This window comes from Vulgatibacter incomptus (genome assembly GCF_001263175.1).
Classification (GTDB): domain Bacteria; phylum Myxococcota; class Myxococcia; order Myxococcales; family Vulgatibacteraceae; genus Vulgatibacter; species Vulgatibacter incomptus.
The window spans coordinates 3,612,440-3,634,759 of the sequence record NZ_CP012332.1 but is presented as its reverse complement, the minus strand read 5'-3'; the positions used below and the strand labels follow the sequence as shown (position 1 = coordinate 3,634,759).

The following is a 22,320-nucleotide window of genomic DNA, read 5'->3' as shown; positions in this document are numbered from 1 at the left end:
CTATGCCGCGACGGACGTCACCCTCCACCCCTCAAGCGCCGGCGGCGCGACCGCCGTCGACCGGGAGCACCGCGCCGGTCACGAAGGCGGCGGCGTCGGAAGCGAGGTAGACGACCGTGCTCGCGACTTCTTCGACGAGGCCGACACGACCCATGGGTACGGCGCGTTCGATAGGGGCACGGCGCTCGACCGGCAAGGCGCGCAGTCGATCCGTCAGAATGGGCCCAGGCGCGACGACGTTCAGTCGAATGTTCTTCGCGGCATAGTCGAGCGCCGCGCTCTTCGTCGCTCCGATGATCGCGTGTTTGGTGGCGGAGTAGGCGCTCATGCCTCGGACGCCCTGAAGACCGGCGGTCGAGGACATGTTGACGATCGACCCGCCGCCGCGAGCGAGCATTGCGCCGAGCTCGAACTTCATCGCGACGAGGATGCCGCGCAGGTTGATCCCGATGGCGTCGTCGAAGTCTTGCACGGTGAGGTCGGCCAACGGGGCGGGTAGATGACCCGAGCCAGCGTTGTTGAAGGCGACGTCGAGTCCACCGAAGGCTTCGACCGTCCGCGCGACGACGCGGGCAACCTGAGTGTCGTCGAGGATGTCCGTCGGGATGGCCATGGCTCTAGCGCCCTCCTCTCGGATGCTCGACGCAACCGCCTCGAGCGCGACGGCATCACGTGCTGCCACGACCACGTCGGCACCCGCGCGGCCAAGCGCTCGCGCCGTGGCGGCTCCGATGCCGCGGCTCGCTCCGAGGACGAGGGCCACCTTGTTCGCGAGGACGCCATTCCGAGACCCGCTGATAGAAAGAGTCATCGTCAACCTCCGTAGATTTCGAGTGCCGCGCTTGCCGCCGCAGGCCGTGAGATTGAGCGCTTTCGCGTACTCGGAAGGAGCAACGCGGCGACGATCAACCAGGCGAAGCTCGGAAAGCGCGCGAGCGGGAGCAGGTACGCGAAGACGGGGAGCACCAGGCTGAGCGTCGAGAGCTCGGCGATCGCCGCGAGCGCGATGCCAGACCACATGAGCCACTTCGGGATTAGCCGGTGAAGCCCGCCGGTGATCGCGATGCCGGCGAGGAGAAGCCCCATCGGCACCACGTAGCCCGGCCCCCGAGCGCGAACGCGAGCAAGTGGAGTGCTCGCACGACGTCGTCGTTCACGGAAGCCGCGGGCTGCGAAAGCACCCACTGAACGAGCGCCGACGACGCGAGCAGAAGGGCGGCGGCAAATCCTCCGAAGAGCGCGATGAACACGCCCGCCACCTCCACGCCCAGAAAGCGAAGCCTGCTGACGATGCTCCCGGTGAAGATCCCGAGCGGCACGGCGGCGCCGAACTGCAGGAAGGCGCCAACGCCGACCGCCTGCGCCTGCTCGGCGAAATAGGCCTTCGAGAGCAACGGCGGTTGAAACGGCGATGGGAAATGAGCGCCGCCCGCCAGCGCCGTGGCCACGACGAGGCTTGCGACGAAGAGAACGACATGAATGCCTGCAACCGCAGCGAGCGGTGGTCCGCGGTGACGCGCGTCCGGCAGGGATTTCGGATGCGGCTCGGTCATCAGTAGTGCTCCTATAGAATCGTTCATGCGATGAACGAATCGTAGATCACATCGTTTGGTCGCGCTATGATCTTTGGGGTGAAGAGCTCTGGTCCGAGCGCCGGCCCCCCACGCGGGGGTAGTGGCGCCGCTTTCCTCGTTGCACAGGTCGGCGCTCACGCTGCGTCGATGTTCGCAGAGCGCCTGGCCGCATTGGGCCTTTCGCCGCCGCACGCTGGGATTCTCCGCGCCCTCTCAGGAGCGCCGGGCATCAGCCAGAGGGCGCTTGGCACGATGCTCGGCATCCTCCCGAGCCGCCTCGTGATCCTCCTCGACGAGCTCGATGAGCGCGGTCTGCTCGAGCGCCGCGACGACCCGGACGATCGGCGCACCTATCGGCTCTTCGTCACCGACAAGGGGCAGGAGTCGCTCGAGGCAATCGGACGGGTCGCGCGAGCCCACCAGGTTGCGCTCTGCGCCGCTCTGAGCGACGACGAGCGCCGGACACTCGCCGATCTTCTCTCGCGCATCGCGGACGAACAAGGGCTCACGCCCGGCGTCCACCCCGGGTTTCGCAAGATGGGCAGCGCCGCTCCCCGTACGGGACCGAAGGGACCGCGGCCTCGCGGAGCACCTCGACGATGAGGCCGCCTGGCCCCGAGAACGGGCTGCAATCCAGTAGAGCGCGTGTTACATACGGCGCGCGCTGGTCCGGCCAGCGCTATTATGGCCTGAGTCACCCGATCCCCATCCGCTTCGAGGACGAACGTCGTCCTCTCGAACGAACCGCGCACGGTAGCTGTGCGCCTGGGTTTTGGAGTGATTCATGTCCGTGCTTCGATTGCACGGAGTCAGCGTCGCTTGGGCGGCGTCTGCTCCCATCTTCGAATCAGTTTCCCTCACGCTCGACGGCGGCTTCTATGGGCTCGTCGGCGCCAACGGCGCTGGCAAGACCACGCTGCTCTCTATCCTCGCTGGCCAGCGGGCCCCACACGAAGGCACCGTCGTCCTCACACCGAAGAACGCCGTCGTCGCGTACTGCCGGCAAGAAGTGGAGGGCCGAGATGAAGACATCGACGCCCTCGCTGCACGGGATGACGGCGTCGCGGCCGAGCTGCGGGGACGCCTTTCGCTCGACCCCGGCGAGCTCGATCGCTGGGCGACGCTCTCGCCCGGCGAGCGGAAGCGATGGCAGATCGGCGCCGCGCTCGCCCGCGAACCCGACGTTCTGCTCCTCGACGAGCCGACCAACCATCTCGACGTCGACGCGCGAAAGCGATTGCTTGGAGCCCTGCGGCGATTCACGGGGCTGGGCGTAGTCGTCTCCCACGACCGCGCCGTCCTCGACGCGCTCACCACCGCAACGCTCCGCATCCACCGCAACACCGTGACGCTGTGGCCAGGGCGCTTCTCCGACGCCAAGGCGCTCTGGGAGCAGGCGCAAGCCGAGCAATACGCGGCGCACGCGGCTGCGCAGGATCGGGTGCGCGCTGCGGAGGCCCAACTCGACGCGGCACGTCGGACGCAGGCCGCCGCGTCGAAGGGCGCGAGTACGCGAGCGCGCATGAAGAATCGGCACGACAGCGACGCTCGCGGAATCCTCGCGACCACGAAGGCACAGTGGGCTGCGTCGAAAGCGGGGCGTGTCGCGTCGGCCGCTCGCACGGAGCTGGATCGCGCCCAGCGGGACGTCCCCACCGTGGAGCGAGATCCGACGCTCGGAGGGAAGATCTTCGCGACCTTCGAACGTGCCCCGAGCCCAATCCTCTTCCACGTGGGCGAGGACGTCGTGCTGCGTGGCGAACATCCCGTGCTCTACGATGTTCGCATCACGATCGGTCGCGAGGACCGCGTGCGCATCGAGGGGCCCAACGGAGCGGGGAAGACCACCCTGCTCGAAGCGCTGGTCGCGTCCTACGCCCGACGCGAGCGCATGCTGTACCTGCCCCAAGAGCTCTCGGACGCAGCGAAGGCCGAAGCCCTGGCGCGCCTTCACGGGCTCAAACCCGAAGAGCGCGGTCGCGTCCTGTCGATCTTCGCCGCGCTGGGCAGTGAGCCCGAGCGCGTGCTCCGAGCCCAGGCCGCTCACCTCTCGCCGGGAGAAGCGAGGAAACTGGTGCTCGCTGAGGCACTCGCTGGGCAGGTCTGGGCGTTGGTGATGGACGAGCCAACGAACCACATGGACCTGCCGAGCGTCGAGCGCTTGGAGGCGGCGCTCGAGGGGTATCCAGGCGCCGTCGTGCTGGTCACCCACGACGACACCTTCGCTGCTCACGTCACGACGCGGTCGCTGCGCGTGGAACACGGCACGGTCTTCTGAGCGCTTCTTCGCGCTCACGCCAACGTGAAGGTTACGGGCGGGCGCCGCTTCTTTCCGCCTCAACCGGACGCGGGATCCTGCGTCCGGTTGATGGATCGCTCGAGCGGCTGGCCCATCCGAGCTTGGAGGTGATCGACGAAGACCTTCGTCTTGGACGATAGGTGTCGCAAGCTCGGATAGACCGCGTGAATCGGCGTGTCGACGCTGGTCCACGCCGGGAGGAGCTGTTTCAGCCGGCCTTCGGTGAGGGGGAGCACGCAGTCGGGTTCCGGGAGGAGGCCGATGCCGAGGCCAGCGACGACCGCTTGGCGCAGGAGATCGAAGTCGTTGACCAAAAGACGTGAGGAGACGGAGACCTCGATCGATTCTCCTTCCGATTGCAGGAGCCAGGGGGACCGCCGCGTTCCGAACGACACACAGTCGTGCGTGGCGAGATCGGCCGGCTGGCGCGGCGGCCGCCTCCGCCGCAGGTAGGACGGGCTCGCGACCAGGAAGCGGGGCAGTGAGCCGATTCGCCTGGCGATGAGGGACGAATCGGGAAGCGTTCCCGCGCGGATCGCGACGTCGAATCCCTCCTCGACGAGATCGACCACGCGGTCGGTACAGACCAGCTCGACCTCCATCTCGGGCCAGCGCTGGAGGAACTCCGCGACGATCGGGCCGACGAACCCGAAGGAGAGCGGGGCGGTAACCCGGAGCACGCCGCGCGGGTTGGCCACCATCCCGCCGAGCGCCAGCTTCCCATCCTCCAGCTCGGCGAGCGCCCGCAAGCAGTGGTCGTAGAAGACGCGGCCCTCGTCCGTGAGCCGTAGCGCGCGGGTGGTACGCTGCAGGAGCCTCGTTCCGAGGCTCTCTTCCAGGGCCGCCACCCGCCGGCTCGCGCCCGATTTCTGGATGCCCAGCTTGCGGGCGGCGGCGGTGAAGCTGCCGGACTGTACGACCTGGGCGAAGGTGAGGACGTCGTTGAGGTCCATGGCGTGCCTCTGGTTTTGTTGCTGCCATGGCAACAGTCGGTTGCCAAGTCGAAGACTAGTGCAGATGAGAGAACGAAGCTAGTTTCGACCAGGTTGGTGCCTGAGACGACGAAAGCGCTGCGGCGCGAGCTGCGTCGCAGATCCAAGGAGAGAACATGCTGACGATTCGGAGAGCCACGGACCGCGGACACGCCGATCACGGTTGGCTGCGGAGCAGCCACACCTTCTCGTTCGCGGACTACCATGACCCGAAGCACATGGGCTTCCGGGCGCTTCGCGTGATCAACGAGGATCGGGTCGAGGCCCGCAACGGCTTCGGACGCCACGGCCACCGCGACATGGAGATCATCTCCTATGTCCTGTCCGGGGCGCTGGAGCACCGCGACAGCACGGGCTCCGCGGGCGTGCTGCGACCGGGTGAGGTGCAGCGGATGACTGCCGGCACCGGCGTGATGCACAGCGAAACGAATCCCTCTGACGAGGAGGTCCATTTCCTCCAGATCTGGATCCTCCCGGAGAAGGGCGGCCTCCCTCCAGGCTACGAGCAGAAGGCGTTCTCCGAGGAGGAGCGGCGAGGCGTGCTCCGCGTGTTGGTCTCGCCGACGGGCGAGCAGGGCTCGCTCCGGATCCACCAGGACGTGAAGATCTTCGGCACGCTCCTCTCCGAGGGCGAGAGCGTGGCCCACGAGATCGCTCCCGGCAGGCATGCCTGGCTCCAGGTCGCGCGCGGGATCGTGGAGCTGAACGGCGTGGAGCTGCGGGCTGGCGATGGCGCCGCCGTGTCGGAAGAGGAACGTCTCGTGATCGCCGCACGGGAGCCCGCAGAGGCGCTACTCTTCGACCTCGCGTAAGCCAAGGGAGCAGCCATGGAAAATCGACCTTCGCCCGGCCTCAAGGTGCTCGTGTTCTCGGCGTCTCTTCGGCGCGAGTCGCTCAACGGAAAGCTCGCCGCGCTCGCGGCCCGCGTCGCGGAGCGTGCGGGCGCCTCGGTGGACCTTGCGTCGATGCACGACTTCGACGTCCCGCTCTACGACGGCGATGGGGAGGCCCGCGACGGCATCCCCCCCGGCGCACGCGAGCTGCAGCGCAGGCTCCTCGAGAGCGACGCGTTCGTCATCTCGTCACCGGAGTACAACGCCTCGATGCCGGGCACGATCAAGAATCTGATCGACTGGACCTCGCGATTCCGTCCCCAGCCCTTCGACGGGCGCCACGGAATGCTCCTCTCGGCGTCCCCCTCGCTCGTCGGCGGGAATCGAGGCCTATGGGCGCTGCGCGTTCCGCTCGAGCACCAGGGAGCGCGGATCTACCCCGACATGTTCTCCCTCTCGATGGCACACAAGGCGTTCGAAGGAGACGAGCTCGCCGACCCGGCGCTGCACGCCCGCTTCGAGAAGAGCCTGAAGGCGTTCCTCTCGCTCGCCGAGGCGGCGAAGCACTATCCCTGCATCAAGCGCGAGTGGGTCGAGTTCCTCGGCGAGCCCCCGGGGGCCGCCGCGGACCGAGTGGATCCCGCACCCGACTGAGAGTCGCAGGGGCGTCCTTGAGCACACGATGATCGTGCTTCCGCGCCAGCCAAGCGGCGAGCGAGCCCTTTTTTGGGAAGGGGCCTCGACCCTAGGGAGCGCCGAGGGGTCGGCGCTCGTAGATGCTCGGAGCGCGCCTCACGACTTCCGGCAGGTCGGCGGGCAGCGCTTCGTGACTACCCACTACGAGGGCGGCGCCGCTCCGGAGGCGCGCGACGAGATCTTTGGCGATCCGGAGCTGCGTTGGCTCGTCGAAGTATGTGAAGGCGAGGTTTCGGCAGAGGATGAGATCGAACGGCCCCTCGGGCATCGAAGCTCGGAGGTCTTCTCGCCGAAACACAATCCCTCGGCGCAGCTCTTCGCGGACACGCATCTGACCGCTGGGCTCGCGAACGAATGCGCGTTCGCGGAGCCGCATGGGCAGCTCTCGGAGACTGCTCTCGCGGTAGATGCCGCGCTCGGCCCGCGCGATCATCTCCTCGCTCACATCGGTAGCGAGGAGGTCGAGCGCCGGACGCGCCGGCTCCATCGCGAGGTGCCAGAGAATCGCGATCGTGTACGGCTCTTCGCCGGATGCGCAACCGGCGCTCCAGATGCGCACGGAGGATCTCTTTTCGCGGGCCGCGGCGCTCGCCAGCGCAGGCAGGACCTCGTGCAGAAGCCGCTCGAACACGGCCCGATCGCGATAGAAGCGCGAGATCGGGATCCGGCACATCGTCTCGAAGATGCCCCACTCGTCGGGGTGGGCGTCCAGGTGCGCGCGGTACGCGCTTAGATTTGGTAGGCCGAGCGCCCGAAGGCGGCGCACGAGCCGCTTCCGAACGGTGCCCCGCACCTTGCGGTAACCTCCCCACCGGAGCCCGATCCGCGGGAGCGCCCACTGGAGAAAGGCGACCGTAGCGCGATCGCTCGTCGGCGCGATTCCATCGTGGGCTGATCGGCGCTGGGTCATCCTCGCTCGAAGGTTGGTCTTCGATTCTCCGCCGGTCGACCCTGGCGCAGGGTTGACGGACCTAGGCTATCCGTTTATCGTAGAACTACGATGAGAAGCGCCGACCAGGCTACCGAGCCTTGCTGCCCGCCAGCCAATGACCAGTCGGACCTCAGGCCCGTCGAAGGGGACGAGGCCGACGAAGAGCTCGCCGGCCTCGCCAAAGCGCTCGGCCACCCGGCGCGCGTGAAGATCCTCCGAATCCTGATCCGCAAGGACGCCTGCATCTGCGGCGACATCGTGGAGGAGCTGCCCCTGGCGCAGTCCACGGTCTCGCAGCACCTCAAGGTGCTGAAGGGGGCCGGCCTCATCCGCGGCGAGGTGGATGGGCCACGTGTCTGCTACTGCATCGAGCCCAGCGCGCTCCGGCGCTTGCGGGCCCTCGTCGGGGGCCTGTGATGCCGGGTTTCGTTCGCCTGTTTAATCGTTCATCGCCGATAGGCGAAATAGACTGACACCCAATGACCAACACGAATGCCGGACTACTCGGCAAGCTCTCGTTCCTCGATCGCTACCTGACGTTTTGGATCTTCGCGGCGATGGCGCTCGGGATCGCGCTCGGCTTCGTAGCTCCGGGCTTTACGACCGCCCTGAACGGGATGAGCGTAGGGACGACCTCGATTCCTATCGCGATCGGGCTCGTCCTGATGATGTACCCGCCGCTCGCGAAGGTTCGCTACGAGGAGCTGGGGAAGGTCTTCCGCAACAAGCGGGTGCTCACGCTGTCCCTGGTGCAGAACTGGCTCATCGGCCCGCTCTTGATGTTCGGGCTCGCGGTCGTGTTCCTGCGCGACAAGCCCGAGTACATGCTCGGCCTCATCCTCATCGGCCTCGCGCGCTGCATCGCGATGGTGATCGTGTGGAACGACCTCGCCAAGGGCGACACCGAGTACTGCGCCGGACTCGTCGCGTTCAACTCCATCTTCCAGGTGCTCTTCTTCTCGGTGTACGCGTACGTCTTCGCTACGCTCGTGCCGACCTGGCTCGGGCTCGAGGCCACGGTGATCGACATCACCATCGTGGACATTGCCAAGAGCGTCGCCATCTACCTCGGCATCCCCTTCGCCGGGGGCTTCCTCACCCGGCGCGCGCTGGTCGGCGCGAAGGGCCGCGAGTGGTACGAGACGCGCTTCGTGCCGCGGATCGGGCCGGTCACGCTGGTGTCCCTGCTCTTCACGATTGTCGTGATGTTCTCGCTCAAGGGCGAGGCCATCGTCCAGTTGCCGCTCGACGTCCTGCGGATCGCGGTCCCGCTGCTCATCTACTTCGTGGTCATGTTCGCGGTGTCGTTCTTCATGAGCAAGCGCGTTGGCGCCGACTACAAGCAAACCGCCACGCTCTCGTTCACCGCAGCGTCCAACAACTTCGAGCTCGCCATCGCCGTCGCCATCGCGAGCTTCGGCATCCACAGCGGGGCAGCCTTCGCCGCCGTGATCGGGCCGCTCGTCGAAGTGCCCGTCCTCATCGGCCTCGTGAACGTCGCCCTCTGGGCGCAGCGTCGCTTCTTTCCCAGCACCTCGCTCGAGGTCGCGGCACCCGCATGTGCTGTACCGGGCGCTCCCGAGAGCAGGGCCTGAACGATGAACGCCGATAAGACGATCCTCTTCCTTTGCGTCGCCAACTCCGCGCGCAGCCAGATGGCCGAGGGACTCGCACGCAAGCTGTTCGGTTCGCGCATCGGCGTGCAGAGCGCCGGCAGCGAGCCGTCCAGCGTGAACCCGTACGCCATCGAGGTGATGCGCGAGGTCGGCGTGGACCTGACGACGCACCACTCGAAGTCGGTTCAAACGATCGACGCCGCCGACGTGGGCACGGTCATCACGCTCTGCGCCGAGGAAGTCTGCCCGATGTTCCTCGGCAAGGCTCGGAGGCTGCACTGGCCGATCCCCGACCCGGCGAGCAAGGACCCGTCGTTCTCGCGGGAGGAGATGCTCACGCGCTTTCGCACAGCCCGGGACACGATCCAGTCCATGCTCGAGGGCTTCCGCGACGTCTCGAGCTGAACCGTCGGGCGGGCGTGCTCCCTTAGGTCACCTTCGCGGCCTTCTGGGCGCCGACTCGTCCGAGCGCGTCGAGCTCCTTGCGCTCGAGCACGCGCTTCGGGGCGCCCTCGCGAGCAAGGCGGATCATCGCGCGGCCTACGCGCTCCGTGGTCGTCACCGAGCCAGGGATGAGGGCGTCGAAGACCGGAGTGAGCGGGGCGAGGACGGCATAGATGGCTCGGTAGAGCTTCGTCTTCGACTTGATGCCGTGGAGCGGCTGGATGAACGCGGGACGCACGGCGTAGGAAGCGGCGAAGGGAAGGGCGAGGATGGCGTTCTCCGTCGCTCCCTTCACGCGCGCCCACATGACGCGACCCTTCTCCGTGCTGTCCGTGCCGGCGCCGGACACGAACACGAACGTCATCTGCGGGCTCGTCTTCGCGAGCGTCTTGGCCACCGAGACGGCGATGTCGTAGGTGACGCGCAGGTAGGCCTCTTCGTTCATGCCGGCCGAGGAGACGCCGAGGCAGAAGAAGCAAGCGTCGAGATCGGTGAGATTTCGCTCGATCGCCGAGAGGTCGCCGACGTTGGGCACGATGATCTCGCGGAGCTTCGGATCCGTCTGACCCGTCGAGCTCCGAGCAACCACGACGACCTCGGTGATACCCGGATCGAGCAAGCACTCACGCAGTACGCCCTGGCCGACCATGCCAGTGGCCCCGAAAACAATGACCTTCATCTCGTCGTCCTTTCGCCTATCTGGGGCCAACTTGACAAGGTGGTCACTTACTGTCAAGTTGGTCCACTATGACAACCGAGTCCAACGCAGGGGATCAGGCGAGGAAGCGGAAGCTTCTCGAGGCAGCATTCGGCGTCTTCGCACGCTACGGCTTCCGAAAGACGTCGATGGACGAGGTCGCGCGGGCGGCCGGCGTGTCGAGGCAAGGGCTCTACCTCCACTTCGCGACGAAGGAAGATCTCTTTCGCGAGGCTCTGCAGACCATTCTGAGCGACGCGCTCGAAGGGGTGACCGAGGCGCTCGCGAGATCCGATCAGCCGTTCGAAGCTCGGCTTGTCGGGGCTTTCGACGCGTGGACCGGCAGGTACGTCGGGCTCTTTGGCGCAGGCGCTTCGGATCTCGTGGAGGCGAGCAAAGAGGTCGTCGGAACAATCGTCGCCGACTACGATGAACGCTTCGTAGAAGCCGTCACCAAGGCCATTCGTTCGAGCGGACTCGTCGCAGGCTACAAGGGCGCGGGCCTCTCGGCGCGTCAGCTCGCCGACGTGCTCCACGCGACAGCGCGCGGCCTCAAGTATCTCGCCGCATCGCGCCAGGATTTCTGCGAACGCTTCGGCGTGGCCGCGCGTGCGATCTGCGCGCCGCTCGCAGGCAAGTCGTGATGGCGAAGATCGGTCGCGTGGTTCGCATGGTCCTCGTTTGGACGGGCGCCGCACTTCTCTTGGCCATCGTGCTCGCTGTGATCGACGGCTGGACCGCGTTCGGTCATCGGGCCACCGGCGCTCGGCGCGAGCGCATGGTGCACTCGCCGCAGTGGAAGGACGGCCACTTCGAGAATCCCGAGCCGCTCGTGAACGATCTCTGGAGATCGCTCGCGGCCATGCGCGATCCGAGTCCGCCGCGCCGCCCCGCGGAACCGATGCCGACGAGCCCCGTCGATCCCAAGACCTTCGCCCAGGCGCCGCCCTCGGGGTTGCGCGTCACGTGGCTCGGGCACTCGACCACGCTCGTCGAGATCGACGGGTATCGCGTGTTGACCGATCCGGTCTGGAGCGAGAGGGTAGGACCCATCGACGGCATCGGACCCACGCGGTGGTTCGAGCCGCTCGTGCCGCTCGCGGACCTTCCGCACATCGATGCGGTCGTGATCTCGCACGACCACTACGATCATTGCGACTACCCCACGCTCGCCGCGATGAAGAGCTGGGACACGACGTTCATCGTGCCGCTGGGCGTCGGTGCGCACCTCGCCTATTGGGGCATCCCCGAAGCTCGGATCGTTGAGCTCGATTGGTGGGAGTCGACGCCGATCGGCGACCTCTCGATCGTGGCCACACCGGCGCGCCACGCGTCGGGTCGCACCGTCCTCGACAAAGACGCGACGCTCTGGGCAGGCTACGCCTTCGTCGGCAGCAAGCATCGCGTCTACTTCTCTGGCGACACCGGCCTCTTTCCGGCGATGAACGAGATCGGCGCGAAGCTCGGTCCGTTCGACCTCACCATGATCGAAGCGGGCCAGTATCACCCCACGTGGCCGGACTGGCATCTCGGGCCCGAGCAAGCGGTGATGGCCCACCGCATGGTTCGCGGTCGTGTCCTGCTCCCCATCCACTGGGGCTTGCTCGAGCTCGCGTACCACGGTTGGACCGAGCCGGTGGAGCGCACGCTGACGGCCGCCGCGCGATCGGAGTCGACCGTGGTGACGCCGCGGCCGGGCCAGTCCTTCGAGCCGGACACCCTGCCGGCGGTCGAGCGCTGGTGGCCGGCAATTCCGTGGGAGACGGGCGAGCAGCGGCCGGTCGTTTCGACCGGAGTCCCAGCCGCTGCGCTGCCCCGATAGCGTTGTACCCACCATCGGCCTCGCGGGCTGCATCAGCGAGGCCCGCAGGGCGATCACCGCACGGGAGATTCCGGCACGCATGCGACGTGGACGCTGCCTTCGTCCGCCGCCGCGATCGTTCCCGCGTAGGTCGTGATGGTGCAGAAATGGCCCGGGGGCTGCTGATGGACGCGGACAGACCAGGGCGTGCCGCTGTCGAGCCTGTGGGAGAACGAGAATGCCCCGTCCCCGGTGACCGTCAGCAGCTCGCTCCCGTTCAGCCAAAGGACGACGGTGCCCGCGTTCAGGCCGCTCACGACGCCGCCCACCGCATACGCGGGGGCACCTGCCGACATGACGAGCCGATCAATGCCGATGTAGTCACTGTTGGCCCCGGTGGGGCCACCGTTCGTGACGAAATATCGGATCGCGAAGCGGCCGCTGCCCGACCAGGGAATGCCGGCGGCGTTGGTGTACTCGAAGCGCGTCCAGGCGGAGGGGTAGCCGTTGGAGACGAGCGTCGGGTTCACCGCGCCGAGGAGGATCGAGTAGTCGCCGACGGAGCCGCTGTCCTCTGGCAGGGCGCAGGGTAGCTGCGGGCAGGCCCGAACCTCGATGCGGTCGGCGTAGCGGGTCGGGCCATCCGCCGCACGTGTGTAGAACGAGAGCGCTGCCTGTCCTCCGAAATTCACCGGCTCCGAGACGAGCCAGTTGCTGATGGTTCCGGAGCCCGCGGTGCTGTTGAAGTTCACGCCGATGTAGCCGTTCGCATTCCCGTCGAAGGCATCGAACGGGCCTCCGTTGGAAACGTTGTTGCCCTGGAACCAGGAGACGATTCCGGGCGGAGCGCTCAGGTTCTCGAACGACCAGCCCCGCGCTGGGAGCTGTGAGATGTCGTCGAAACCTTCGTCGATGAGCGTCACGGGGACGGTGCACGAGAACCCGTCGCCGTAGAACCCCGGGTTGCAGGAACAGGTCGGCGTGGCGCCGACCTGCGAGCACGTCGCCTGCGGCGAGCATCCGCCGTTAAGAGCATTGCAGAAGTCGATCGGCGTACAGGCAAAGCCGTCGCCGACATAGCCGGGGTCGCACGCGCACTGGTTCAGCCGAGCGGAGCAGGAATACGGGCAGGTGGTCGCGGCCCAGCTCCCGGTGGCGTCACACGTCTCAACCGTCGAAGCGTCTCTGCACCGTTGATCGCCAGGCGCGCATTCGCCGGTGCAAATGCCTGCGGTGCACAGGAACTCGCAGGCGTCCCCGGCGACCCAGGCGCCCTCGGCGCTGCAGGTCTCGGGAATCTGGTCCTCGCACCGCCCGGTCCCGGGCACGCACTCGCCGGCACAGTCGCCCTCGGCGCAGACGAACTCGCAGGCATCCCCGGCGACCCAGGCGCCCTCTGCGCTGCAGGTCTCGGGGATCAGGTCCTCGCACCGCCCGGTCCCGGGCACACATTCGCCGGTGCAGCCGCCCTCGGTGCAGACGAATTCGCAGGCATCCCCTGCGACCCAGGCGCCCTCGGCGTTACAGGTCTCGGGGATGAGGCCGTCGCACTGCGTGCTCCCAGGCACGCACGCGCCGATGCAGGCGCCCGCGCTGCAGGCGTACTCGCAAGCATCGCCGGCTACCCAGACGCCCTCGGCGTTACAGGTCTCGGGGATGAGGCCGTCGCACTGCGTGCTCCCAGGCACGCACGCGCCGATGCAGGCGCCCGCGCTGCAGGCGTACTCGCAGGCCTCGCCGGCGACCCAGGCGCCCTCCGAATCGCAGCGCTGCGGGACGAGTCCGTCGCACCGCTCGCTTCCCGCCGCGCACCCGCCGGCGCAGGCTCCCCCGCTACAGGCGAATTGGCAGGCCTCTCCGGTCACCCAGGCGCCTTCGGCGTTGCAGCGCTGCGGGACGAGTCCGTCGCACCGCTCGCTTCCGGCCACGCACTCGCCGGTGCAGTCGCCTTCGACGCAGGCGAATTCGCAGGCCTCTCCGGCGACCCAGGCGCCCTCGGCGTTGCACGTCAGCGGGATCTGTCCGGCGCACCTGATTTCACCCACCGAGCAGGTGCCTGACTCGCCGCCGCTGCCTCCCTGGTGCGACGTATCGTCGGCGCTGCCGCATCCGAGGAAGCCAGTGGTCGAGAGGGCAAGGAGCCAGAGCGGTACGGCGATACGGAGGTGTACGTGCATGTCGATCCCAGGTTCGAAGTGCGCGCCAGTCTCACGCGGTGATCGACGTGTCAAGCTCGAGGCCGGAACGATCGGCTCGTGGACACGGCCCCGTTTCGCACCTCCCTGAATTCCGTCAGGACCGACTCCGATCGGGCGCTTCGATCAATCCTCAGGCCCAGGCGCCGGGGATCGCGCGTAGCGCCGCGGCGAGGGCTCGCATCGACGGACTCGATCCTCTGGCGGGCGGAGAGAGCAGCCACACCGGCGTGCCCCCCTCTACCTCCCGCACCCGCTCGAGGCGCGAGTCGCCCTCGGCCAGGAACGAAGGGATGACGCAGCGGCCGAGCCCGGCGACGCAGGCCTCGCGCATGGCGAAGAGTGAGTCGCAGGTGAGGCGCGACGACGCGTCGTCGGGGATGGCGCTCCACCACCTCATCGACGCTCGAGAGCGAAGGCTCTCCGACGGCAGGATCCACTCCTCCCGCGCGTGGCGGGTCCGGTAGATGCCGAGGCGCAGGCGTCCGAGGCTTTGGCCGCGCAGGCTTCCGCCCGGGGCGAAGCTGGGCCTCAGGGCGAGATCCGTCACGCCGGGCTCGAGCTCCCTCTCGATGTCCGTGACGACGACGTCGACCTGGACGTCGAGCGCTGCCGCGCGGAGCGCGCCAAACAGCAGCGGGGAGAGGACCTCGTTGGTCGTGACGACGAGCCTGCCCTCGCCCCGCCGGCGCTCCCTCTCGACGAGCCCTTCGATCTCGTGCGCGCGGCTCCGCATTTCGCTGGCGCGCTCCGCGATCGAGAGCGCCATGGGCGTGGGTCGCAGGCGCGCTCCACGGAGGAAGAGCTGCATCCCGAGCGATCGCTCGAGCGCCTCGACGCGGCGGGAGACGGTCGTGTGCCGTAGCGAGAGCTCACGTGCGGCGGCGGCCAGGCTTCCGGTTCGGACCAGCGCCTCGATCGTCCGGATGTCGTCCCACGATGCGTGCATGGACGCACATCCTATGTGCGTCCGCGCGCATGTTCAACGCGACCTGCCGGCGATATTCGAGAGGACATGAGCGAAGAACTCGACGAGCGCATCTCGCGCAGAGCCTTCGTCAAGGCGGCGAGCGGTTGGCTCGCCTTGACCGCCCTGGGCTGCAACCCTTCTCCCGGAGTCCCTCCCGTGGCCGATCCGAAGCATCGTCCGTTGTCGTCTCTCCCCACTACCAAGCTCTCGTGGCTTCACCTGCGCGACCACTTCGTCGCCACGGTCGGCCCGAACGCCGGCGCCGGGCGCCCCTTCGGGCCGCTCCTCGTCCTGGCGGACGCGACCTTCGCTCCGAGCTCCCGCTTCCCCCTCCATCCGCACCGCGAGATGGAGATCCTCAGCCTCGTCGTCCGGGGCGAGCTCAGCCACCATGGCGATCAGGAGCACGGCGCGACGCTTCGTGCGCGCCAGGCGCAGCTCATCTCGGCGCGGAACGGAATGGTTCACGCCGAAGGGAACGACACGGACGGCGAGACGCACATGCTGCAGATTTGGTTCCGGCCGAACGAGCACGGCGGAGAGGCCCGGTACTTCCACCGGGAGATCCCGTTCGCTCCCGCCGGCGGGCGGCACCTCGTCGCTGGCGACGACGGCATGCCGATGCGCTCACCGGCGAAGGTCTGGTGGCTCGACCTCGTCGCCGGGCGCGAGGAGCGACTGGACGTCGCCCCGAGGCGCGCGGGCTATCTGCTCGCGATGGACGCGCCCGTTGCGCTGACGAGCGGCCTGCGGCTCGAGAAGGGGGAGGGCGCGGAGGTCCACGCCGGAAGCGTCGCCGTGGCCGCGGCTACCGAGGCGGCTGCTGCGCTATGGATCGAGGTTTCGGCCGACGCGTGACGGCTCCACGTTTCCGAGAATTCTTCGGGCCAATCAGGGACGGTGTCTGCGGACAGGCCTGAGGTCGGAACCGGGGGGCAGCCGTCGTCGAATGCCCTTTGCCTTCGCCATAGGAGCGACTCAGGGGTCTCGACACAATTCCTGAATCTCTGCGTCCGGTGCAGCCAGGAAGAGCCCCGGTCCGAAGGAGATGGCCGAAGTAATTTCCGGCGCAATCTCGAATCCGTTCACCGCAATCAGCAAGGATTCCCCAATGTTGGCCCGGGTGGTTGCTTCGAGCCTTTGGGCCGCTTCCTCGGAGACCTCTAGTAGGACGAAGCGCACTCCTCCGTGCTCTTCGAGGCGAAGATGGGTTAGATCTGGTTTGCTGAGCAGGGGCGTTTTGGAGACATACTGCGTCCGGCCACCCAACTCGCGGGGTTCGCTCCCGTCCGTTCGAGCGGTCGTCGCCAGCGAAATCGAGACCTTCGCCAAAATGAAAGGCGCCCCGCATTCGCCCAGGAATAGAGCGGGCGTCGAGTCGGCCTTTGGGAGAACGAACCCCAAGCACTCTGCGTAGGCTTCGAAGTTGGTCTCCATGTCGAGAAACGGCCGGCCGCACTCGGGGAATCTGCGCTCGACCTCCGCTCGACAAGAGCTCGGACTCTCGTGGGTCAGCGCATCGCACATGTTGAGTGCGTGCTGGTGCAACCCCTTCTCCTGCAGTTTCCTCGAGCAGCCCGAACATCCCGATGCGATCGTGCCTGCGAGGATGGTCAAGAGAAGCGCACGAAGTGTCGGCCGTGCACCGGGTCGAGCCGAGCGCCGCCCACCGGTCGAGACGTTAACGTTGAAGGTCATCGCACTCCTCATACCATGGGTCCTTCGTCGTCGTTACCGCTAGCGTGGCACGTGGCCTCGGTCACGCCCGGCCGACCTCGACGGATGCACGCCTCAGGCCCAGGCGCCCTAGGCGGTGGCCGCGCACGCTTCCCCTGGGGCGAAGCTGGGCCTCAGGGCGAGATCCGTTGGGCTGGCTGTCGATCCTTCGGGCCGGTCAGGGGCCGTGTTTTGCGGACAGGGCTGCGATTCGCGCCTCCGCCTGGGCCCACTCGCGGGAGAGGAACGGTGACACCCGACCCGCTTCGCTGACGCTCACCAAAAGTGGGAACTGCGCCGCTGGACGGCGCTCCCATACCCCGTTCGCGTCTCGACCCCGCGTGTTGCCGACGAAAGGTTGGCGCCCGATGCGAACGTCGCCGTCGGGAAAACGCGCGCGCAGAGTGGAGGCGACCTCGAGGGCGGCTTCAGGCGGTGGCTGGCCGACCTTCTCGGACCAGGCGAGGAGCGCGGACAGCCCGCGAAGCACGTCGTAGAAGTAGAAGCGTGGGAAGCAGAGCTGCGGCCATAGCTCGGCGCTCGCGCGCTCTGCGGCGTTGCGGCGCGTGGAGGAACCCAGCACGAGGCGTCTCTCGATCAAGAACTGGGCGCCCCGTTCGAGAAAGGCTCGCTCCTCCGCCGTCCACTGCCTCGGGGTGTGGAGCAAGATCGCTTCGAAGGCGGAGATCGTGCCGACCATCGAGCTCGGAACTTCGTTCTTCACGAGGTATGCGTCGCTGTCGCAGTTGAGGCCACCGTCGGGCATCTGGTAGCGCAGCAGCCAGCTCCGTATCCACGGAAGCTCGCGGTCGACGTCGACTCCCCATGCAGAGAGCACCTGGTACACGGTGCCGAGCTGGCAGTGGCAAGGGGTGCCGCGAAACGGGTCGACGCCGTCAGGCAGCTCGCCCGGCTCGATCGGAAAGAACTTCACCGGCATGCGGTCGAGCGCTTCGACGTGGGCACGGATCGCGGCCTTCGGGATGAGCTTCGTCTCGCCCAGCTCGTGGAGGAGCCGCATCTGCCACCACGGCGAGTCCCATTTTGGCCAGTAGGCGTCGGCGGCGAGGCTCTCGAGGGCCTCGTCGGACTCCAGGTAGCGAAGGGAGGCGTGAAGCTCGTTTTCAGGGATCATGTGCGCGTCCAAAGAGCAGAGCGCCAGCCGCGCTCGGCGCGAGGCGTGAGCGACGAGGTACATGCCTCTGTTGTCCTTCGACGAGCTCGGTCTACGCAAGGGCTTCGGGGCCTGCTAGAGCCCCGAAGTCGTCTTGGTGGTGGTCGCGCGGGATACGGCGATTCCTTCGACCTCCCAACAGTCGCGCCCGAAGAAGACGTACTCGTAGCGGTGGTAGACCGCGCCATCGATCAGGGCGTCATAGCCCGGCCCCGCGCTCTCGATCGCCTTGTTGATGGCCGCCTCCAGGCTGGGCTCGCCCCAATGGACCAGGACGACCGGAACGCAGTCCAATCCCTTGACCATTTCACCTCGCTCCGAGTCGGCGTCGAGCATTTTGTTCTTCGTGGAGAGAATAGAGAAATTGGTCAGGCGCAGGGCGCAACCGGTGGAGAGAAGCGTGGAGGCGAGCACGGCAATAGCGGCCAGACGGCGGTACATATGTGTTCCTTTCGTGCTTCGGTCATCGGATCGCGAGGGGGGAGGGCGCCCGAAGGAAGGACCGCCTGTGGATGATCCACTCGGCCACCGCGACGTTGATCGCCCAGCCGGCGCCCATGCAGAGCGCTCGGCTGAGCTCGCCCTGGATGCCGGGGAACAGGAACCAGGGAATGTGGGTGAGGACCTGCGTGCCGGCGCCGAGGCCGATCGCGTATCCGCGAATCATCCAGGCGCCGTGCGCGAAGACGTCACGCCGTCGGATCGCCGAGATGCCGAGGCCGATCGAGATGGCCATCGCCGAGCCCGCCGCGAACCGGAAGAGATCGACCAGCGGGCCGTCGAAGGCGGCTCGCGGATAGAAGCAGGTCATCCATAGGCCCGTAAAGGCGACGATGAGCCCGAGGGGAGCCAGCACGCGGCCCGTCTTGCGGTGCCAGCCAGGGTTGCGGCGGCGAACGGCAGGGGAGGTCTGGAACGCGCCGAGCAGGGACCAGAGGCTAGCGCCGACGATGTGGAGCACCACGGGGATGGGGGCCGCGACGAACCGCGCGTTCTCCTCCGTGACGGCCGGATTGCCAGCCAGCTCGCCCACGCGCGCGGCGCCGCCGACGATCGGGATCACGCTCAGCGCGATCAGGAGCGCGGGCACGCGCCACGGTGAGGGAGATTTGCTTCGCTTGCCGGCCGTTCGAGTCATGGCCGACGAGATATCGAGCGCGCGGCCGCGAACCCATTGGCCCAACGGTCAAATCCGACTGGGCCGGAAGGTGGACGGCGGCGTCGTACTTTCGGCCAGTCAGACCCGGATGCGACCGCTCTCGTAGGCCCAGATCGCGAGCTCGACCCGGTTGCGGCCGCCGAGCTTGTTCATGAGGCTGGCGATGTGGCTCTTGGCGGTGCTGAGGCTGATGCGGAGCTCGCCTGCGATCTCGTCGTTGGTCAGCCCCCGGGCCACGCAGAGAAGGACCTCTTCCTCCCGGTCGGTGAGGTCGTCGCTCGGCTTCGGTCGCGGCGCGTCGGGCCGAGCGGCGGCGAACGAGGAGAGGAGCCGTGCGGTGATGTTCGGGGCGATCAGGGCGTCGCCTCTCGCGGCGGCGCGGATTGCCTGGGCCAGCAGCTCGGGGCCGGCGTCCTTCAGCAGGAAGCCGCGGGCGCCTGCCTTCAGTGCGGCGTACACGTAGTCGTCGTGGTCGAAGGTGGTGATCACGACGACCGCGATGTTCGAGCCCGCGAGGCGTCGGGTCGCCTCGATTCCGTCGACGCCGGGCATCCGGATGTCGACGAGGCACACGTCGGGGCGAAGCTCGAGGGCCAGCTCCACGGCCCGCTCGCCGTCTGCGGCGACGCCCACCACCTCGATGCCGGGCTGGGCGTCGAGGATCAGCTGGAGTCCGGTGCGGACGATCTCCTGGTCGTCGGCGACGATCACTCGAATGTTCACGCGTTCGTTCCTCGCCGGGGCAGCTCGGCGGCCACCGTCCAGCCGCGCTCGGGGTTCGGCCCCGCTCGGAAGGAGCCGCCCAGGAGCGCCGTTCGCTCGCTCATGCCGGTCAGCCCGTAGCCCCCCGTCGCGGAGGTGGACGGATCGCCATCGTCGCAGATTCGAAGGCGCACCGACGCCTCGTCGGCGGCGACCTCGACCTGGATCCGGGTCGCGTTCCGCGCGTGCCGCCGGGCGTTCGTGATCGACTCCTGAGCGAGCCGAAAGACGGCCGCGGAGACCGTGGGCGAGAGGCCGTCGACGTCGCCAGAGATGTCGATGGCGACCAATGGCGCGCCGGCCGACCGATCGGCAAAATGACGCTCCAGGTCGGCGATGCGAGGGGTAGGCGCGAGATCGGCCGAATCGCTTTCGCGCAGGAACCGAACGATCGACCGCATCTCGGCGAGGCTGCGCGAGGCCTCGGTCGCGATGACGCGAAGCGCGTCGACAGCGGCCTCGTGGTTCGTCGGCGCCAACGCCAGGCCGGCCTGCGCTCGGATGGCGATCGCGGAGACGTGGTGGGCCACCGAGTCGTGGAGGTCCCGGGCGATCCGTTCGCGCTCGCTCGCCTTTGCCTGCTCGACCTCATGCTCGCGCACACGGGCCCGATAGCGGACGGCCGCGCCGATCGCCATGGAGGCGAGCACGATGGCGAGGCCGGCGAGGAAGTCATTCGGCGGCGTGCGATTCGAGACGAGTCCCAGGACCGACGAGGCCACGATGATCGGAGCCCCCGCCATGGCCTCGCGGTCCGTCCCCCATCGGAACAACGAGTAGGGAAACAGCAAGAGGAAGAACGTGGTGTGGAGCTCCGGGAGGTCGCTCCTGCCGGTCGCGAGCCGTGCCGCCGAGAAAGCCGCGGCGATCCCGAAGGCGATCGAGGCCATCGCGAGCGGCCTCGACCGTCGCCAGGGCAGCGGGGCCAGGACACCGATGGCGGCGAACAGGGACGGTCCCGTCCCCGACACGTCCGGTCTCGCCGCCACCTCGACCAGGGCGGTCGCGACGAGAGCGCCGACGAGCACCCAATCGCGCTTGCCTGGGCCCGTCTGGTGAGTCGCCTGCTGGTCGGACCACGCCAGGCGAAGCTGCTCCCGCATTCGTCACTACCTCGCGGGGCGGATGATGCCACATCCGCCGCGTGGTAGCGTGGACGTACGATGCGAGCACAGCCTTTGATCGTATGCAGAGATGTCGAAGCTTCGAGCCGATTCTACCGGCGTCTCCTCGGGTGCATGAGCGGTCACGGCGATTCGGAGCATCGCCATTCCCGCGGTGAATACGAGCGATTGGTCGATCCGCGCCTTCACCACACGAAGTGGGGAACGGACGGGCTGCTCCTTCAGCTCCACGCGTGGGACGAGGGCCACCATCACGGCCACATGGGGGATCCCGCCCAGCCCGTCGGGAACGGCGTGATGTTGTGGTTCGAAGTGGACGACTTCGATGCCGCCGTCGCTCGCGCTCGCGAGCTTCAGGCGCGCGTCGTCCTGGACGTGCACGTCAACCCCAACGCGCAGCACCGCGAGCTCTGGATCGCAGATCCCGACGGTTACACCGTCGTGCTGGCTTCTCCCGATGGAGAATCCTCAGACGCCGAAGAGTAGCTTGTCGACGCCTTTGCGGCCGGGGTTGCCGGCCGCGTAGGGCCGCCCTTCAGGTCCGCGTCACGGAGATCCCGCCGTCCGCCAGCAGGGCCAGGCCGGTGGTGAACCTCGAGTCGTCCGACGCGAGGTAGAGCGCCGAGCGGGCGATCTCATCGGGCGTGGCAATGCGCCGGAGGGCATGGAGCCCCGCTACCCAGGCGCGCTGCTCTTCGGTGCGGGCGGTGAGCGAGGGAGTGTCGGTCGCGCCGGGAAGGAGCGCGTTCACTCGAATGCCCTGCGGGCCCAGCTCCGACGCGAGCGAGCGCGTGAGGCCGAGGAGCCCCGCCTTGCTCGCCGCATATGCCGACATCGCCGGCATCCCCACCGAGTGGCCGACGAAGGTCGACGTGAAGATGAGCGAGCCGCCACCGCGGGCGACCAGCGCGGGGGCCTGATGCCGGGCTGCGAGAAAGGCGGACGTGAGGTTGACGTCGATCGTCTCGCGCCACGCCTCGACCGAAAGCGAAGCGATCGGCGCGAGCTCGCCGGTCGATCCGGCGTTGTTGAAGGCGACGTCGAGTCCTCCGAAGAGGCGGACGGTCTCCTCCACCAATGCACGCATGTAGTCGTCGTCGCGAACGTCGCCATCCACCGCTGCCGCCCGGCCACCGCTGCCCACGATCTCCTTCACCAGCGCATCCAGTGCGGACCGACGGCGCCCTGCGAGCATGACGCACGCCCCCTCCCGGGCGAACGTCAGGGCCGTCGCCGCTCCGATCCCCGAGCTCGCGCCCGTTACGATCGCAACCTTGTCCTTCAATCGCTGCATGTCGTTGCTCCTCGGTCGTGTGCACACCGGATCTCCATTGACC

The 22,320-nt window shown here is 67.7% G+C and carries 26 protein-coding genes; 11 read left to right on the top strand and 15 right to left on the bottom strand.

Going from position 1 to position 22,320, the window contains the following annotated elements:
• Positions 1–31: 31 nt before the first annotated feature.
• From AKJ08_RS15225 to AKJ08_RS15215, 3 genes are read right to left on the bottom strand one after another with little or no spacing between them, the layout of a single operon-like run.
• A complete protein-coding gene (locus AKJ08_RS15225) occupies positions 32–811 on the bottom strand; it encodes an SDR family NAD(P)-dependent oxidoreductase (protein WP_050726850.1) in 780 nt (259 codons plus the stop codon).
• A 2-nt stretch (positions 812–813) separates the two neighbouring features.
• On the bottom strand, positions 814–1,020 hold the full coding sequence (locus tag AKJ08_RS15220) for a hypothetical protein (RefSeq protein ID WP_050726849.1): 207 nt from the start codon (positions 1,018–1,020) through the stop codon (positions 814–816).
• A 14-nt stretch (positions 1,021–1,034) separates the two neighbouring features.
• Positions 1,035–1,553, bottom strand: coding sequence for a hypothetical protein (locus AKJ08_RS15215; RefSeq protein ID WP_157370740.1), 519 nt, complete (start codon positions 1,551–1,553; stop codon positions 1,035–1,037).
• A 66-nt stretch (positions 1,554–1,619) separates the two neighbouring features.
• Here AKJ08_RS15215 and AKJ08_RS15210 point away from each other — a divergent pair, with 66 nt between their 5' ends.
• Both AKJ08_RS15210 and AKJ08_RS15205 read left to right on the top strand, forming a co-directional pair.
• Positions 1,620–2,177, top strand: coding sequence for a MarR family transcriptional regulator (locus tag AKJ08_RS15210; RefSeq protein WP_050726847.1), 558 nt, complete (start codon positions 1,620–1,622; stop codon positions 2,175–2,177).
• 181 nt (positions 2,178–2,358) lie between these two features.
• On the top strand, positions 2,359–3,852 hold the full coding sequence (locus AKJ08_RS15205; protein ID WP_050726846.1) for an ATP-binding cassette domain-containing protein: 1,494 nt from the start codon (positions 2,359–2,361) through the stop codon (positions 3,850–3,852).
• A gap of 59 nt (positions 3,853–3,911) precedes the next feature.
• On the opposite strand, the gene AKJ08_RS15200 is transcribed toward AKJ08_RS15205, so the two are convergent.
• Complete coding sequence (locus AKJ08_RS15200) at positions 3,912–4,826, bottom strand: LysR family transcriptional regulator (protein ID WP_050726845.1); 915 nt, start codon at positions 4,824–4,826, stop codon at positions 3,912–3,914.
• A 155-nt stretch (positions 4,827–4,981) separates the two neighbouring features.
• Between AKJ08_RS15200 and AKJ08_RS15195 the strand changes: the two genes are divergently transcribed.
• Both AKJ08_RS15195 and AKJ08_RS15190 read left to right on the top strand, forming a co-directional pair.
• Positions 4,982–5,677 carry a pirin family protein gene (locus AKJ08_RS15195; protein WP_050726844.1) on the top strand — a complete coding sequence of 232 codons (696 nt, stop codon included), beginning with the start codon at positions 4,982–4,984 and terminating at the stop codon, positions 5,675–5,677.
• Between the two features lie 15 nt (positions 5,678–5,692).
• On the top strand, positions 5,693–6,352 hold the full coding sequence (locus AKJ08_RS15190) for an NADPH-dependent FMN reductase (RefSeq protein WP_050726843.1): 660 nt from the start codon (positions 5,693–5,695) through the stop codon (positions 6,350–6,352).
• A 91-nt stretch (positions 6,353–6,443) separates the two neighbouring features.
• Here the strand turns inward: AKJ08_RS15190 and AKJ08_RS15185 are convergent, their stop codons facing one another.
• The gene (locus AKJ08_RS15185; protein ID WP_050726842.1) at positions 6,444–7,304 is read right to left on the bottom strand and encodes a CheR family methyltransferase; all 861 of its coding nucleotides are present in this window, start codon (positions 7,302–7,304) and stop codon (positions 6,444–6,446) included.
• A gap of 90 nt (positions 7,305–7,394) precedes the next feature.
• On the opposite strand from AKJ08_RS15185, the gene AKJ08_RS15180 reads away from it, so the two are divergent.
• From AKJ08_RS15180 to AKJ08_RS15170, 3 genes are all read left to right on the top strand, one after another.
• Positions 7,395–7,742 (top strand): ArsR/SmtB family transcription factor, encoded by a 348-nt coding sequence (locus AKJ08_RS15180; protein ID WP_050726841.1) that lies wholly within the window; start codon positions 7,395–7,397, stop codon positions 7,740–7,742.
• 62 nt (positions 7,743–7,804) lie between these two features.
• Positions 7,805–8,920 (top strand): ACR3 family arsenite efflux transporter, encoded by a 1,116-nt coding sequence (arsB, locus tag AKJ08_RS15175; protein WP_050726840.1) that lies wholly within the window; start codon positions 7,805–7,807, stop codon positions 8,918–8,920.
• A 3-nt stretch (positions 8,921–8,923) separates the two neighbouring features.
• The gene (locus AKJ08_RS15170; RefSeq protein WP_050726839.1) at positions 8,924–9,346 is read left to right on the top strand and encodes an arsenate reductase ArsC; all 423 of its coding nucleotides are present in this window, start codon (positions 8,924–8,926) and stop codon (positions 9,344–9,346) included.
• A gap of 22 nt (positions 9,347–9,368) precedes the next feature.
• Here the strand turns inward: AKJ08_RS15170 and AKJ08_RS15165 are convergent, their stop codons facing one another.
• A complete protein-coding gene (locus AKJ08_RS15165; RefSeq protein WP_050726838.1) occupies positions 9,369–10,064 on the bottom strand; it encodes an NAD(P)H-binding protein in 696 nt (231 codons plus the stop codon).
• A gap of 68 nt (positions 10,065–10,132) precedes the next feature.
• Between AKJ08_RS15165 and AKJ08_RS15160 the strand changes: the two genes are divergently transcribed.
• Together AKJ08_RS15160 and AKJ08_RS15155 are read left to right on the top strand one after the other, a co-directional pair.
• On the top strand, positions 10,133–10,726 hold the full coding sequence (locus AKJ08_RS15160; RefSeq protein WP_050726837.1) for a TetR/AcrR family transcriptional regulator: 594 nt from the start codon (positions 10,133–10,135) through the stop codon (positions 10,724–10,726).
• Positions 10,726–11,904, top strand: coding sequence for an MBL fold metallo-hydrolase (locus AKJ08_RS15155; RefSeq protein ID WP_050726836.1), 1,179 nt, complete (start codon positions 10,726–10,728; stop codon positions 11,902–11,904). Before AKJ08_RS15160 ends, AKJ08_RS15155 begins: the two co-directional genes overlap by 1 nt.
• A 53-nt stretch (positions 11,905–11,957) precedes the next feature.
• Here the strand turns inward: AKJ08_RS15155 and AKJ08_RS15150 are convergent, their stop codons facing one another.
• Both AKJ08_RS15150 and AKJ08_RS15145 read right to left on the bottom strand, forming a co-directional pair.
• Complete coding sequence (locus AKJ08_RS15150; RefSeq protein ID WP_050726835.1) at positions 11,958–14,060, bottom strand: choice-of-anchor J domain-containing protein; 2,103 nt, start codon at positions 14,058–14,060, stop codon at positions 11,958–11,960.
• Positions 14,061–14,211: 151 nt separating this feature from the next.
• Positions 14,212–15,027 (bottom strand): LysR family transcriptional regulator, encoded by an 816-nt coding sequence (locus AKJ08_RS15145; RefSeq protein WP_050726834.1) that lies wholly within the window; start codon positions 15,025–15,027, stop codon positions 14,212–14,214.
• 66 nt (positions 15,028–15,093) lie between these two features.
• Here AKJ08_RS15145 and AKJ08_RS15140 point away from each other — a divergent pair, with 66 nt between their 5' ends.
• A complete protein-coding gene (locus AKJ08_RS15140) occupies positions 15,094–15,906 on the top strand; it encodes a pirin family protein (RefSeq protein WP_082343224.1) in 813 nt (270 codons plus the stop codon).
• 120 nt (positions 15,907–16,026) lie between these two features.
• Here AKJ08_RS15140 and AKJ08_RS15135 read toward each other — a convergent pair whose 3' ends face one another.
• From AKJ08_RS15135 to AKJ08_RS15110, 6 genes are all read right to left on the bottom strand, one after another.
• Entirely contained in the window at positions 16,027–16,746 is a 720-nt protein-coding gene (locus AKJ08_RS15135; RefSeq protein ID WP_157370739.1) for a hypothetical protein, read from the bottom strand.
• Positions 16,747–16,942: 196 nt separating this feature from the next.
• Complete coding sequence (locus AKJ08_RS15130) at positions 16,943–17,899, bottom strand: hypothetical protein (RefSeq protein ID WP_157370738.1); 957 nt, start codon at positions 17,897–17,899, stop codon at positions 16,943–16,945.
• Between the two features lie 114 nt (positions 17,900–18,013).
• Complete coding sequence (locus tag AKJ08_RS15125) at positions 18,014–18,379, bottom strand: hypothetical protein (protein WP_157370737.1); 366 nt, start codon at positions 18,377–18,379, stop codon at positions 18,014–18,016.
• A gap of 22 nt (positions 18,380–18,401) precedes the next feature.
• A complete protein-coding gene (locus AKJ08_RS15120) occupies positions 18,402–19,028 on the bottom strand; it encodes a DUF2306 domain-containing protein (RefSeq protein WP_205624736.1) in 627 nt (208 codons plus the stop codon).
• Between the two features lie 147 nt (positions 19,029–19,175).
• Positions 19,176–19,820, bottom strand: coding sequence for a response regulator (locus tag AKJ08_RS15115; protein ID WP_050726829.1), 645 nt, complete (start codon positions 19,818–19,820; stop codon positions 19,176–19,178).
• Entirely contained in the window at positions 19,817–20,962 is a 1,146-nt protein-coding gene (locus tag AKJ08_RS15110) for a sensor histidine kinase (protein WP_050726828.1), read from the bottom strand. The genes AKJ08_RS15115 and AKJ08_RS15110 overlap by 4 nt, the downstream gene beginning before the upstream one ends.
• Positions 20,963–21,022: 60 nt before the next feature.
• Here AKJ08_RS15110 and AKJ08_RS15105 point away from each other — a divergent pair, with 60 nt between their 5' ends.
• Positions 21,023–21,469, top strand: a complete 447-nt coding sequence (locus AKJ08_RS15105; protein ID WP_050726827.1) for a VOC family protein — start codon at positions 21,023–21,025, stop codon at positions 21,467–21,469.
• Positions 21,470–21,518: 49 nt separating this feature from the next.
• Here AKJ08_RS15105 and AKJ08_RS15100 read toward each other — a convergent pair whose 3' ends face one another.
• Positions 21,519–22,277: an SDR family oxidoreductase gene (locus AKJ08_RS15100; RefSeq protein WP_050726826.1), complete on the bottom strand. Its 759-nt coding sequence runs from the start codon at positions 22,275–22,277 to the stop codon at positions 21,519–21,521.
• Positions 22,278–22,320: the final 43 nt, after the last annotated feature.